The following is a 12,696-nucleotide window of genomic DNA, read 5'->3' on the forward strand; positions in this document are numbered from 1 at the left end:
CGACGCGAGCCCGGCTGTGTGCGGTCCGCCCGCCGTCGGCGAACGGTGTGTCCGACCGGTTCTGGGACAATGGCTGCTGCGAACTGACAGACACACGAGTGGAGCGCAACTTCCTTGGCCGTTACGCCGATATCCCTGACGCCGGGCGTCCTCGCCGAGGCCCTGGTCGACCTGGGCGCGATTGAGCACAACGTGCGGCTGCTGTGCGAGCAGGCCGTCGGCGCGCAGGTGATGGCCGTGGTCAAGGCCGACGGCTACGGGCACGGAGCTTCCCAGACGGCGCGCGCCGCGCTGGCGGCGGGGGCCACCGAGCTGGGTGTGGCCACCGTCGCCGAGGGGCTGGCGCTGCGCGCGGCCGGAATCACCGCGCCGGTGCTGGCCTGGCTGCACCCGCCCGGCATCGACTTCGGGCCCGCGCTGCTGGCCGACGTCCAGATCGCCGTGTCGTCGGAGCGTCAGCTCAACGAGCTGTTGGACGCGGCCCGCCGCACCGGCCGGACCGCGACGGTGACCGTCAAGGTCGACACCGGGCTGAACCGCAATGGGGTACCGCCGGGGCAATACCCCGCGATGCTGACCGCGCTGCGTAAGGCCGCCGCCGAGGAGGCCATCGTGCTGCGGGGCCTGATGTCGCACATGGTGTACGCCGACCAGCCCGCCAATCCCGTGAATAACCTTCAGGCCCAACGATTCAGCGACATGCTGGCCCAGGCGCGCGATCAGGGTGTGCGGTTCGACGTGGCGCACCTGTCGAACTCATCGGCCACCATGTCGCGTCCCGACCTGGCCTTCGACATGGTGCGCCCGGGCGTCGCGGTATACGGACTGAGTCCGGTCCCCGAGCGCGGCGACATGGGTCTGGTGCCGGCGATGACGGTGAAATGCAGTGTGGCGCTGGTGAAGTCGATTCGTGCGGGGGAGAGCGTGTCCTATGGCCACACCTGGACCGCGCAGCACGACACCAACCTCGCGCTGATCCCGGTCGGCTACGCCGACGGCGTCTTCCGGTCGCTGGGCGGCCGGCTGGAGGTGTTGATCAACGGCAGGCGGCGGCCGGGCGTCGGGCGGATCTGCATGGACCAGTTCGTCGTCGACCTCGGCCCGGGCCGCACCGACGTGGCCGAGGGCGACGAGGCGATCCTGTTCGGGCCGGGCACCAGTGGTGAGCCCACCGCGCAGGACTGGGCCGATCTGCTCGGCACCATCCACTACGAAGTGGTGACCAGCCCCCGCGGGCGGATCACCAGGACCTACCGCGAGGCGCAAACCGTTGAGTCGTGAGGAATCCCGCAGGCGCCGCAAGGGCAGGGCCTGGCTTGCGGGAGGCGCGGGGGTGACCGCCGTCGCCACCATCATCGGAGCCTCCGCCCGCCGGTCGATGACCCAGCGCGCCATGGTCGAAGACCCCTACGCCCATGAGGATTTCAATCGGCTCGAGGACGACGCCAGCCTGGTGGTGGCCACCCCCGACGGGATACCGCTGGCGGTCCGCGAGGCCGGCCCGGCCGACGCGCCGCTGACCTTGGTGTTCATCCACGGATTCTGCTTGCAGATGGGCGCCTTTCATTTTCAGCGCACGCGGTTGCCCGATCAGTTGGGCCCCGACGTGCGGATGGTCTTCTACGACCAGCGCGGGCACGGCAGGTCCGGCGAGGCCGACCCCGAAACCTACACGCTGACCCAGCTCGGTCGGGACCTGCAGACGGTGCTGAACGTGGTGGTGCCGCGCGGAATGATCGTGCTGGTGGGCCATTCGATGGGCGGCATGACGGTGTTGTCCCATGCCCGCCAGTTCCCCGAGCAGTACGGGCGCCGCATCGTGGGCGCCGCGCTGATTTCCTCGGCGGCCGAGGGCGTTTCGAGATCACCGCTCGGCGAGATCCTGAAAAACCCTGCGCTGGAAGCGGTCCGGGTCGCAGCCCGGTCTGCGCCGAAGCTGATGCACCGCGGCCGCAACGTGTCCCGCTCGTTGATCGGCCCGGTGTTACGGGCCGCCTCCTACAGCGACCTGCAGGTCAGCCGCAGCCTGGACGCATTCTCGCAGCGGATGATGAACAGCACCCCGATCCCCACCATGGTGGGCTTCCTCGACGCGCTGGAAAAGCATGACGAAACCGCCGGGCTGTGGACGCTGCTGCGCGTTCCGACGCTGATCGCCTGCGGGGACCACGACCTGCTCACCCCGGACGAGTATTCACGAAAGATGGCCGCCAGCCTGCCGCAGTCCGAGCTGGTGATCGTCGCCGGGGCCAGCCACCTGGCGCTGCTGGACAAGCCCGACGCCATCAACGGCGGACTGGTCCGACTGGTCAGGCGGGCCACCCCGACCAGGGCGGCGCTGCGGATACGACGGATGCGAGAAAGGTTGCGGCGTCGTGGTTAAGGTCAATGGCGGCACCGCGACGCTGGAGCGCGTCGAGGACACCATGGCGCTGGGGTCGCGGCTGGGGCAACACCTGCGGGCGGGTGACGTGGTGGTGCTGTCCGGTCCGCTCGGAGCCGGAAAGACCGTGCTGGCCAAGGGAATTGCCGCGGCAATGGATGTCGACGGGCCGGTCACCTCACCGTCCTACGTGTTGGCGCGGGTGCATCCGCCCCGGCGCCCCGGCGCCCCGACCATGATTCACGTCGACATGTACCGGCTGCTCGACCACACCGGCAACCAGGGCGCAGACCTGCTCGGTGAACTCGATTCGCTGGACTTGGACAGCGATCTCGACGACGCTGTGGTCGTGGTGGAATGGGGCGAGGGCCTGGTCGAGCGGCTCGCCGAGCGTCATCTGGACATCCGGCTGGAGCGCGTCACCGGATCCGACGTCCGGATCGCGACCTGGCAATGGGCCGACAACGCCGACACCGAGGACCATTCATGAGCATCATCCTTGCCCTCGACACCTCCACCCCGGCGGTGACGGCCGGCCTGGTGCGCCGTGCGGATCTGAGCGTGCTGGCCGAGCGGGTCACCGTCGACCCGCGGGCCCACGCTGAACGGCTCACTCCGAATGTCGTTGCGGCCCTGGCCGATGCGGGGCTGACGATGGCCGACCTGGACGCCGTCGTGGTGGGCTGCGGCCCGGGCCCGTTCACCGGCCTGCGGGCCGGGATGGCCACCGCCGCCGCCTACGGTCATGCGTTGGGCATCCCAGTGCGCGGCGTGTGCAGCCTGGACGCCATCGGCGTGCAAACCACCGGGGACGCGTTGGTGGTCACCGACGCCCGCCGCCGCGAGGTCTACTGGGCCCGCTACCGCGACGGCGTGCGCACCCACGGTCCCGCGGTCAGCGCCCCGGCCGACGTCGACCCGGGTACCGCCGCGGCCGTCGCCGGCTCACCCGACCACGCCGGCCTGTTCGGCCTGCCGGTGCGCGAGCCCAGCTGCCCTACACCGGCGGGATTGGTTGCGGCGGTGCCGGATTGGTCCGTCGCATCCGAGCCGTTGGTGGCCCTGTATCTGCGTCGGCCCGACGCCAAACCGTTGGCGGCACGCCAATGACCGCCCACAACGAGGCCGTCACCGTCGGCGGCCTGACCCGGGCCGACGCGCAGCGCTGCGCCGAGCTGGAGGCGCAGCTCTTCGACGGCGACGATCCCTGGCCCGCGGCGGCTTTCCACCGCGAATTGACCAGTGCGCACAACCATTACGTGGGCGCACGGATCGGCGAGACGCTGGTCGGCTACGCCGGTATCTCGCGGCTGGGCCGCAACCCGCCCTACGAGTACGAAGTGCACACCATCGGCGTGGATCCCGCACACCAGGGCCGGGGCATCGGACGCCGGCTGCTCGACGAGCTGCTGACCTTCGCCGACGGCGGTGCGGTGTACCTGGAGGTCCGCACCGACAATGCGCCGGCGATCGGGCTGTATACCAGCGTCGGGTTCGAGCAGATCGGTCTGCGCCGCCGCTACTACCGCGTCAGTGGCGCCGACGCGTACACGATGCGGCGGGTGGGGGCACCTCCCGCTTGCGGGGGAGCCCTGTGAAGACCATCCTGGCGATCGAAACCTCTTGCGATGAAACGGGAGTCGGCATCGCACGACTGGACGCCGACGGTACCGTGACGCTGCTGGCCGACGAGGTGGCGTCCAGCGTCGACGAACACGTGCGGTTCGGCGGCGTGGTACCCGAGATCGCCTCACGCGCGCACCTGGAGGCGTTGGGCCCCGCCATGCGCCGCGCGCTGTCGACCGCCGGCCTGGACAAGCCCGACGTCGTCGCGGCCACCATCGGGCCCGGGCTGGCCGGTGCCCTGCTGGTGGGAATCGCTGCGGCCAAAGCGTATTCGGCCGCCTGGGACGTGCCCTTCTACGCGGTGAACCACTTGGGCGGGCACCTGGCCGCCGACGTCTACGAGCACGGGCCGCTGCCCGAGTGTGTGGCGCTGCTGGTCTCCGGCGGCCACACCCACCTGTTGCACGTGCGCTCGCTCGGCGAGCCGATCGTCGAGCTGGGCAGCACCGTCGACGACGCCGCCGGCGAGGCCTACGACAAGGTGGCGCGGCTGCTCGGGCTGGGCTACCCGGGCGGCAGGGTGCTCGACGAGCTCGCCCGCACCGGAGACCCCAAAGCCACTGCCTTCCCACGCGGCATGACCGGGCCGCGCGACGACCCGTACGCGTTCAGCTTCTCCGGGCTGAAGACGGCCGTCGCGCGCTATCTGGAAAGCAACCCGGACGCCGTCAACGCCGACATCGCCGCCGGGTTCCAGGAAGCCGTCGCCGACGTGCTGACCAAAAAGGCGGTGCGCGCCGCCACCGCGCTGGGCGTGCAGACCCTGCTGATCGCCGGGGGAGTTGCCGCGAATTCGCGGTTGCGCGGACTGGCGGAGCAGCGCTGCACGGCGGCCGGGCTGACGCTGCGGATCCCCAGGCCGCGGCTGTGCACCGACAACGGGGCGATGATCGCGGCCTTCGCCGCGCACCTGGTGGCCGCCGGGGCGGCCCCCTCACCGCTGGACGCGCCCAGCGACCCGGGGCTGCCGGTGGTAAAAGCGCAGGTGAACTGACGTTCGCTGAGCGCGGACACCCCAACGGGGAAGAAGCAGCAGGGCGCCCTTGAGTGCTAGCACTCGCATGTATAGAGTGCTAGGTGGCAATCGGCCAAGCCCTGTGTCGGCACCCGCGACGACGGCGCTCGGGCACGGACGGATGCCGAACACCTGATAACTCGGACGGTTCGGGGTCAACCCGTGCCGGCCGTCAACTCCGGTCCGGGGATGTCCCGGACCCGACCCAAACACTGGAGGGCTCCAATCGTGGCGAAGGTGAAGATCAAGCCACTCGAGGACAAGATTCTCGTGCAGGCCAACGAGGCCGAGACCACGACCGCGTCTGGTCTGGTCATTCCTGACACCGCCAAGGAGAAGCCGCAGGAAGGCACCGTCGTCGCAGTCGGCCCCGGCCGGTGGGACGAAGACGGCGCGAAGCGCATCCCGCTGGACGTCTCGGAAGGCGACACCGTCATCTACAGCAAGTACGGCGGCACCGAGATCAAGTACGGCGGCGAGGAGTACCTGATCCTGTCGGCACGCGACGTGCTGGCTGTCGTCTCCAAGTAATAACCGTGTTCCGCCCCGGGGATCCCCGCGTCCTGCGCGGGTGATTTCCGGGGCGGCATGCGTTTGGCTGAAGGAGCCTGATGAGCAAGATCATTGAGTACGACGAGACAGCACGTCGCGCCATCGAGGCGGGCGTGAACACGCTCGCCGACGCGGTGCGGGTGACGCTCGGTCCCCGCGGTCGGCATGTGGTGCTGGCCAAGGCATTCGGCGGCCCGACGGTCACCAACGACGGCGTGACCGTCGCGCGTGAGATCGACCTGGAAGACCCGTTCGAGAACCTGGGCGCCCAGCTGGTGAAGTCGGTGGCGACCAAGACCAACGACGTCGCGGGCGACGGCACCACGACCGCGACCGTGCTGGCGCAGGCGCTGGTCAAGGGCGGCCTGCGGCTGGTCGCGGCCGGCGCCAACCCCATCGAACTCGGAGCGGGGATCAGCAAGGCCGCCGACGCGGTGTCCGAGGCGCTGCTGAAGGCGGCCACCCCGGTCTCCGGCAAGGAGGCGATCGCGCAGGTGGCGACCGTGTCCTCGCGCGACCAGCTGCTGGGTGAGCTGGTCGGCGAGGCGATGACCAAGGTCGGCACCGACGGCGTGGTGAGCGTCGAAGAATCCTCGACGCTGAGCACCGAGCTCGAATTCACCGAGGGCGTCGGGTTCGACAAGGGCTTCCTGTCGGCGTATTTCGTCACCGACTTCGACGCCCAGCAGGCCGTGCTGGACGACCCGGTGATCCTGCTGCACCAGGACAAGATCAGCTCGCTGCCCGACCTGCTGCCCCTGCTGGAGAAGGTCGCCGAATCGGGCAAGCCGCTGCTGATCATCGCCGAGGACATCGAGGGCGAGGCGCTGGCGACCCTGGTCGTCAACTCCATCCGCAAGACGCTCAAGGCCGTCGCGGTAAAGGCGCCGTTCTTCGGTGACCGCCGCAAGGCGTTCCTGGAGGACCTCGCGGTGGTGACCGGCGGCCAGGTGATCAACCCCGACGCGGGCCTGCTGCTGCGCGAGGTCGGCACGGACGTGCTGGGCTCGGCCCGACGCGTGGTGGTCAGCAAGGACGACACCGTCATCGTCGACGGCGGCGGCCCCAAGGATGCGGTGGCCAACCGCATCAAGCAGCTGCGCGCCGAGATCGAGGCGAGCGACTCCGACTGGGACCGGGAGAAGCTGCAGGAGCGGCTGGCCAAGCTGGCCGGCGGCGTGGCCGTGATCCAGGTGGGCGCGGCGACCGAGACCGCGCTCAAGGAGCGCAAGGAAAGCGTCGAAGACGCCGTCGCCGCGGCCAAGGCTGCGGTCGAGGAGGGCATCGTCGCGGGCGGCGGCTCGGCGCTGCTGCAGACCCGCAAGGCGCTGGAAAAGCTCCGCAAATCCCTGAGCGGCGATCAGGCGCTGGGCGTCAGCGTCTTCTCCGAGGCGTTGGCCGCGCCGCTGTACTGGATCGCCACCAACGCCGGGCTCGACGGCGCGGTCGCGGTGCACAAGGTGACCGAGCTGCCCAACGGCCACGGCCTGAACGCGGACAAGCTGACCTACGGCGACCTGATCGCCGACGGCGTCATCGACCCGGTCAAGGTCACCCGCTCGGCGGTGCTCAACGCGGCGTCGGTGGCCCGGATGGTGCTGACCACCGAGACGGCGATCGTCGAGAAGCCCGCCGCGGAGGCGGACGACCACGGTCACGGTCATCACCATCACCACTAGGTAGTGCCGACGAAACACCCCCGGGTTTATCCCCGGGGGTGTTTCGTTATCGGCATGGATCGCATCTGGCAAGCGGCGTGGGACCGGTACAAAACCAGGTATTCGTGGGCATGCTGGGCGCTCACGCTTGCCCTGGCACTCCCGGTTTATCTCGCCTGGTCGTTGGGCATTGTCGCTTTCGAGAGGTCTGATCACTACACCGAGGCGGCCGCCTTGACCGTGGTCGCCGTGCTCGCGTACCTGTTTGTGGTCGTAGTTCCCGGCGGAAGGGATCCCCGCATCATCGAGCGGTGGGCCGCTGGCGACGGCGTTGATCGAGAGAGCGCACTGCGCGCCACCTACAGCTTTGGCCGGAAGCTGATTGCCAGGGGGGTGGTGGTCACCTTTGTTTCGGTCGCTGCGCTGTTCGTGGGTGTTGGGATGATCGCCGGAGCGAGCGGGTCGCGGCTCATCCAGTACGCGATTCTGGGCGCCGTTGCCGGAACTGCAGGCCAGCTGATCACGGTGCACAGCTACGTCGAATCAACCTTGCGGCCCGCCAGGGCCGCGATCGCCTCGGATACGGAGGTCGGCGATTCACTGCCTCGCTCTCGCCCGGCGTTCGCCACGTGGACCAACGCGGCCATGCTTGCGGTGGGGTTCGCCTTTGCCGTCGCGGGCGCGATTCTGGGAGCTGTGTTAGACGTGGCCAGGCACGGACCCGCCCTCGCCATGGTGATCGGTGGCGTACTGGTGCTCGTAATCGGACCGTCGCTCTGGGCCGGGTATTCGCCACTGCTGCAACCCATTCGCGATCTCGCCGCAGGAACCGAGCGCGTTGCGGCCGGTGATTTCAGTCAACGCCTGCCGGTGGTGCAGGACGACGACCTCGGCGCGCTGGCGGCGTCGTTCAACCGCATGCAGGCGGGTCTGACTGAGCGGCAACGACTTCAGGCCGCGTTCGGGACCTACGTCGACCCGGCCCTGGCGGCACGGCTGCTCGAGCAGGGTGACGACGTCTTCACCGGCGAGCGCCGTGAGGTGACGGTGATGTTCGTCGACATCCGCGACTTCACCCCGTTCGCCGAGGCGAATAGTGCGGAGGATACGGTTGCGCGTCTCAACGCCCTATTCGAAATCGCGGTGCCGGCCGTCGTCGATGCCGGTGGGCATGTGAACAAATTCCTTGGTGACGGCGCCTTGGCGGTCTTCGGTGCCCCGAACGAACTGGCGAATCACGCCGACGCGGCGGTGAATACCGCTGTGCTGATTCACCGCCGTGTGGCTGAGCGATTCGGCGGTGAGCTTCGCATCGGCATCGGCATCAACACCGGCAAGGTGATCGCCGGGACCATCGGCGGCGGAAGCAAACTCGAATTCACGCTTATCGGTGACGCCGTCAACGTCGCCGCCCGCGTCGAACAGCTCACCAAGTCCACCGGTGATGCGATCCTTCTCACTCGACAGACCGTCGACGCGCTGAGTGATCGACCAATAAGCCTGATGGACAGGGGATTTCACGCCCTCAAGGGCAAGTCGGCCGAGGTACAGGTCTTCGGCATCGGCCCGGCGCGCCCACATCGCCTCAGCTGACGCTACGTCGCGACGGCACGCACGAACGCGTCGGCGAAGACGTCGCAGACGGTGTCGATGTCGGGCGGCGACCACGCGGGGACATTCGGCAAAGCCGGTCGGGTCAACACGTGAATCATGATGGGCCCCAGCAGTTGTTGGGCCAGTAACGGCATCGGCAACTCGCGGATGCGCCCGGCACGTATCTCGGCTTCGAACCAGCGGCCGAGGACAGCGAGCATCCGCGGGGGGCCGTAGGACGCCAGCGATTGCACGGCGGGGCTGGTCGGCCGTGCGAAGGCCTCGGCGAATATCGCCGGGGCCACTCGGGGTTCTCTGCCCAGCGCGCTCGCCACTGTCCGGTAGAAACCGCGCACCCTCTCCGACAGGTCGCCGACGGGACGCTCGAGGTATTCCTCGATGTCGCGGATCGGGCTGTGCTGCTCGAACACCGCGCGCATCAGCTCGTCGCGCCCGCCGAACACCGCGTGGAGGCTGTAGACCGAGCAGCCCGCGCGGGCCGCGACGGCTTCCAGCGTTGTTGCGGCGAGCCCGGATTCACCGATCAACGATGCGGCGGCAGCCACCGCCCGGATACGGACGGGGGGCAGCCCGCCAGGGTCGACTCCGGCGGCACGAATGGCGGCATTCAGGGCGGTGCGTGAGCCGCCGAAGCGGCGCAACAGGGTGCTGCGCGAGATCCCTGCCTCCACGGCGATTGATGCGACGGGAACGTCGGCCACATCTTTACCCAGCCTTTTCGCGACGCGTAGCGCGGCCTGAACCACTTGTGGCGTCGACACGTGTCGAGCCATTCCGCCTCCCTGGCCATCGTGATACGTTACTTGATGTAGTCTGCAATCGTATTCCATACTCCACGAGGAGTGCCAGAACGATGACGCAAGTGATGCAAACCCAGGTGTGTGTCGTCGGCGGCGGTCCCGCCGGCATGGTTCACGCCCTGCTGCTGGCGCGGGCCGGGATCCGGGTGGTGGTCCTGGAGAAGCACAACGACTTCCTGCGTGACTTCCGCGGCGACACCGTGCACCCGACCACCCTGCGAATCATGGACGAGTTGGGGTTCATCGACGAGTTCCTGCGGCTACCGCACACCAAGATCGACCGCGTCGCCTTCGACACCGATGGCTCGATTCGCACTTTCGGCAACTTCAAGGTGCTCAAGCGGCTCGGTTTCAGACAGCCCTATATCGCCATGATGCCGCAGTGGGACTTTCTCGACTTTCTCGCCGAAAAGGCTTCTGCCTACCCGGAATTCACCCTGGTCCGCAACGCTGAGGTCACCGAGCTGATCGTCGAGGGCGATCGGGTGGCCGGGGTGCGTACACCGAATCTGGAGGTGCGCGCCGAGCTGGTGATAGCCGCGGACGGACGCAAGTCCGCGGTGCGCGCGGCCGCGGGGCTGCAGACCGCCGAGGCACACTCCCCGATGGACGTGCTGTGGTTCCGGCTGAAATGGCGCCCCGGCGATCCTGAGGAACTGTTCGCGGTGCTGCGTAAGGGCCTGATGATGGCCATGATCTACCGGGGCGACTACTGGCAGATCGCCTATCTGATGCCGAAGGGATCGAACCCCCGGGACGGATCCTTGGAGGAATTCAAGGAGCGGATCGTCACCGCGCAACCGCGGCTGCGGGAACACGTCAACGACCTGAACTCGTGGGACGACACCAGCGAGCTCGACGTGCGGGTGGACCGGCTCGAGACGTGGTGGCGGACCGGCCTGTTGTGCATTGGTGATGCCGCGCACGCCATGTCGCCTGCGGGCGGGGTCGGCATCAACCTCGCCGTCGCCGATGCGGTGGCCGCCGCCAACATCCTGTGCGCCCCGCTGCGCGAAGGCCGACTGGCCGACAAAGATCTCGCGAAGGTGCAGCGGCGGCGCGAGCTGCCCACCAGGATCGTCCAGGCCTTCCAGGTGCTGATGCAAGACAACGCGATCGCGCCCTACTTGAGCGGTGACCTATCCCCGATCCGCGTGCCCAAGATCGTGGGTTTTGGTCCGCTGCAAGCGATTCCGCCGATTTTCGTCGGGCGCGGTTTCCGTCCCGAGCATGTCCGCACGCCGGACGTACACACGGGGTAGACGCGGGGGTCGTCCTCAGAGCCCGGCGATCACGATGCCGACGCCGACCAAGATCGCCAGGGACAGGGATATCAGCAAAAAGCTGACGAGCCCTTCTTTGCCGCCCGAGGCCTCGTGGTCGCCGGTCGCAATCGGCGCGAATCTGCGGCCGGCGCCCCATGCCGCCGCGAGCAGTGTCGCCAACCAGTTCGCGTAGCCGGCGTAAGCGACCAGTGCGATCGCCGCGGTCCCCCACGCGGGGGACAGGTGAAGGTGCGGCCACAGCAGGCCGAGCACCACCAAGAAGATGCCGTTGAGCAACGCCTCGAGGTGGCTCGACAGCGCCATGCGCGGATTCTTCAGCGCGGGCACGGCCAGCCCAGTGAGCAGCCCGAGCAGGAACAGGACCAACCCGAGCGTGAACAGCAGCGTCTGCATGTCAGCACAGTAGGGGCGTGCGGCGACGCCCGCGGCGGATTCGCGTCAAGCGAGTCCCCACCACGCCGTCGCGACAAAGATGGCACACATGGGTAAGCCGATATTTTCTGTCACTCCCGGCTATGGCGACCACCAGCTGCGGGAGTACCACTATTCACAGGTTGTTCGGTACGGGGACCGGCTGGAGACCGCCGGCCAAGGAGGTTGGGACGACCACTGGCGCTATCCCGAGTCGGTCCGCGACGAGGTCGTTCAGGCCTTCGACAACGTCGAACGGACATTGTCGACAGCTGGAGCCCGCTGGCGGGACGTCGTGCACGTGCACTCCTACCACCTGCCGGACGCAGATGGCCGGATCGGGCCCGAGCACCTGGACACCATGGTCCAACAGTTCCGCCGGCGCATGGGCGACCACGCACCCCTGTGGACGTGCATCGGCGTCGCCGCATTGGCGAGTCCGAAGATGCGCGTCGAGATCCAAGTCACCGCCGTCCTTGCGGACCACGACTGAGTGGAGTGGCAGGTGCGAAACACCCCCGGTCCCTTGCGGATCGGGGGTGTTCCCTTCATGGTGGCGTGTGCGTCAGCGTCCGGGCGGATTGTACGGCGGGGTCGTGACGGTCGTGGTCGGAGCGGACGTTGTGGTTGGGGTGCTGGTGACCGTGACGGTGCTGGTGCTGGTGCTCGTGCTCGTCGACGCCGGAGGCACGACGGTGGTGGTGGTGCTGGTCGTGACGCTGGTGGTCGCCGAGGTCGTCGATGACGACGCCGCGATCACGCCGCAGGCCAGCCGCTTGCCGGAATCAGCCGTGGGGGCGGTGCTGCCCAGGTTGTCCGCCGTCTGGTGAATGATCAGCGCGGTGCCCGAGCTGTTCCTCAGGTCGGCGGAGGTGAACGCGTTACTGGTGGTGACCAGCTTCGCCGAGCCGTCGGAGCGCACCTGCAAGGCGGTCAGGTCGCCGCTGGCGGGATAACTCGTGTGATCGGCCGCCTGATAGACGCTTCCGGCGGAATCGAAGTCTCCGGTCGAGCCCCCGTTCGGGGCTGACGAATTGGGCTCGCACTTGCCCACCGCGTGGATCTGCAGCCCGTGGAAACCGGGGCTAAGCACGTGATTCGGACCGGCCTCCACGGTCACCGTCGCGTAGCCGTTGGCGAATTCGAAGGTGGCGTTGGCGACCGGACTACCGTCGGGGGTCTTCAGCTGGGTGGTCAGCCGCTCGGCACCGGGCGTCGAGCTGGTCAGCGGCGAGGTGTTGGGCTGGCTGCTTTGCTGGTTCGAGCATGCGGCGAGCGGAGCGATGGTCGCGGTAAGCGCCGCGACCGCAAAGCATGCGGCCTTGTTCATTTGCGGTGCCTACCCACATTG

Annotated in this window: 14 protein-coding genes; 11 read left to right on the top strand and 3 right to left on the bottom strand. The window is 68.3% G+C overall.

What is annotated here, in order from left to right; genetic code table 11:
* The first annotated feature begins 114 nt into the window (after positions 1-114).
* The 9 genes from alr (at position 115) to ACZYVJ_RS19515 (ending at position 8,827) form a co-directional block, all read left to right on the top strand.
* Positions 115-1,281, top strand: coding sequence for an alanine racemase (gene alr, locus ACZYVJ_RS19475; RefSeq protein ID WP_463832520.1), 1,167 nt, complete (start codon positions 115-117; stop codon positions 1,279-1,281).
* Between the two features lie 52 nt (positions 1,282-1,333).
* Positions 1,334-2,383 (top strand): alpha/beta fold hydrolase, encoded by a 1,050-nt coding sequence (locus tag ACZYVJ_RS19480; RefSeq protein WP_463833066.1) that lies wholly within the window; start codon positions 1,334-1,336, stop codon positions 2,381-2,383.
* Complete coding sequence (tsaE, locus tag ACZYVJ_RS19485) at positions 2,376-2,873, top strand: tRNA (adenosine(37)-N6)-threonylcarbamoyltransferase complex ATPase subunit type 1 TsaE (protein WP_463832521.1); 498 nt, start codon at positions 2,376-2,378, stop codon at positions 2,871-2,873. The genes ACZYVJ_RS19480 and tsaE overlap by 8 nt, the downstream gene beginning before the upstream one ends.
* On the top strand, positions 2,870-3,493 hold the full coding sequence (gene tsaB / locus ACZYVJ_RS19490) for a tRNA (adenosine(37)-N6)-threonylcarbamoyltransferase complex dimerization subunit type 1 TsaB (protein WP_463832522.1): 624 nt from the start codon (positions 2,870-2,872) through the stop codon (positions 3,491-3,493). The genes tsaE and tsaB overlap by 4 nt, the downstream gene beginning before the upstream one ends.
* Positions 3,490-3,981 carry a ribosomal protein S18-alanine N-acetyltransferase gene (rimI, locus tag ACZYVJ_RS19495; RefSeq protein WP_463832523.1) on the top strand — a complete coding sequence of 164 codons (492 nt, stop codon included), beginning with the start codon at positions 3,490-3,492 and terminating at the stop codon, positions 3,979-3,981. Before tsaB ends, rimI begins: the two co-directional genes overlap by 4 nt.
* Positions 3,978-5,003: a tRNA (adenosine(37)-N6)-threonylcarbamoyltransferase complex transferase subunit TsaD gene (gene tsaD / locus ACZYVJ_RS19500; protein WP_463832524.1), complete on the top strand. Its 1,026-nt coding sequence runs from the start codon at positions 3,978-3,980 to the stop codon at positions 5,001-5,003. The genes rimI and tsaD overlap by 4 nt, the downstream gene beginning before the upstream one ends.
* A 249-nt stretch (positions 5,004-5,252) precedes the next feature.
* Positions 5,253-5,555: a co-chaperone GroES gene (gene groES / locus ACZYVJ_RS19505; RefSeq protein WP_007773431.1), complete on the top strand. Its 303-nt coding sequence runs from the start codon at positions 5,253-5,255 to the stop codon at positions 5,553-5,555.
* Between the two features lie 80 nt (positions 5,556-5,635).
* Positions 5,636-7,255 (top strand): chaperonin GroEL, encoded by a 1,620-nt coding sequence (gene groL / locus ACZYVJ_RS19510; RefSeq protein WP_463832525.1) that lies wholly within the window; start codon positions 5,636-5,638, stop codon positions 7,253-7,255.
* Between the two features lie 54 nt (positions 7,256-7,309).
* The gene (locus ACZYVJ_RS19515) at positions 7,310-8,827 is read left to right on the top strand and encodes an adenylate/guanylate cyclase domain-containing protein (protein WP_463832526.1); all 1,518 of its coding nucleotides are present in this window, start codon (positions 7,310-7,312) and stop codon (positions 8,825-8,827) included.
* A 2-nt stretch (positions 8,828-8,829) separates the two neighbouring features.
* Here ACZYVJ_RS19515 and ACZYVJ_RS19520 read toward each other — a convergent pair whose 3' ends face one another.
* Positions 8,830-9,621: a TetR/AcrR family transcriptional regulator gene (locus ACZYVJ_RS19520; RefSeq protein ID WP_463832527.1), complete on the bottom strand. Its 792-nt coding sequence runs from the start codon at positions 9,619-9,621 to the stop codon at positions 8,830-8,832.
* Positions 9,622-9,701: 80 nt separating this feature from the next.
* Between ACZYVJ_RS19520 and ACZYVJ_RS19525 the strand changes: the two genes are divergently transcribed.
* On the top strand, positions 9,702-10,910 hold the full coding sequence (locus tag ACZYVJ_RS19525) for an FAD-dependent oxidoreductase (protein ID WP_463832528.1): 1,209 nt from the start codon (positions 9,702-9,704) through the stop codon (positions 10,908-10,910).
* A 15-nt stretch (positions 10,911-10,925) separates the two neighbouring features.
* On the opposite strand, the gene ACZYVJ_RS19530 is transcribed toward ACZYVJ_RS19525, so the two are convergent.
* A complete protein-coding gene (locus ACZYVJ_RS19530; RefSeq protein WP_463832529.1) occupies positions 10,926-11,327 on the bottom strand; it encodes a hydrogenase in 402 nt (133 codons plus the stop codon).
* Positions 11,328-11,415: 88 nt separating this feature from the next.
* On the opposite strand from ACZYVJ_RS19530, the gene ACZYVJ_RS19535 reads away from it, so the two are divergent.
* On the top strand, positions 11,416-11,838 hold the full coding sequence (locus ACZYVJ_RS19535) for a Rid family hydrolase (RefSeq protein ID WP_463832530.1): 423 nt from the start codon (positions 11,416-11,418) through the stop codon (positions 11,836-11,838).
* A 72-nt stretch (positions 11,839-11,910) separates the two neighbouring features.
* Here ACZYVJ_RS19535 and ACZYVJ_RS19540 read toward each other — a convergent pair whose 3' ends face one another.
* Entirely contained in the window at positions 11,911-12,675 is a 765-nt protein-coding gene (locus ACZYVJ_RS19540) for a superoxide dismutase family protein (RefSeq protein ID WP_463832531.1), read from the bottom strand.
* Positions 12,676-12,696: the final 21 nt, after the last annotated feature.

The organism is Mycobacterium sp. IDUB_3, from assembly GCF_055419585.1.

Excerpts from the sequence above, each read along its gene's own strand:
- ACZYVJ_RS19525 (WP_463832528.1), top strand. The coding sequence starts at position 9,702 with ATGACGCAAGTGATGCAAACCCAGGTGTGTGTCGTCGGCGGCGGTCCC.
- ACZYVJ_RS19530 (WP_463832529.1), bottom strand. The coding sequence starts at position 11,327 with ATGCAGACGCTGCTGTTCACGCTCGGGTTGGTCCTGTTCCTGCTCGGG.
- rimI (WP_463832523.1), top strand. The coding sequence starts at position 3,490 with ATGACCGCCCACAACGAGGCCGTCACCGTCGGCGGCCTGACCCGGGCC.
- tsaB (WP_463832522.1), top strand. The coding sequence starts at position 2,870 with ATGAGCATCATCCTTGCCCTCGACACCTCCACCCCGGCGGTGACGGCC.
- ACZYVJ_RS19520 (WP_463832527.1), bottom strand. The coding sequence starts at position 9,621 with ATGGCTCGACACGTGTCGACGCCACAAGTGGTTCAGGCCGCGCTACGC.
- ACZYVJ_RS19515 (WP_463832526.1), top strand. The coding sequence starts at position 7,310 with ATGGATCGCATCTGGCAAGCGGCGTGGGACCGGTACAAAACCAGGTAT.
- ACZYVJ_RS19535 (WP_463832530.1), top strand. The coding sequence starts at position 11,416 with ATGGGTAAGCCGATATTTTCTGTCACTCCCGGCTATGGCGACCACCAG.
- groL (WP_463832525.1), top strand. The coding sequence starts at position 5,636 with ATGAGCAAGATCATTGAGTACGACGAGACAGCACGTCGCGCCATCGAG.
- ACZYVJ_RS19540 (WP_463832531.1), bottom strand. The coding sequence starts at position 12,675 with ATGAACAAGGCCGCATGCTTTGCGGTCGCGGCGCTTACCGCGACCATC.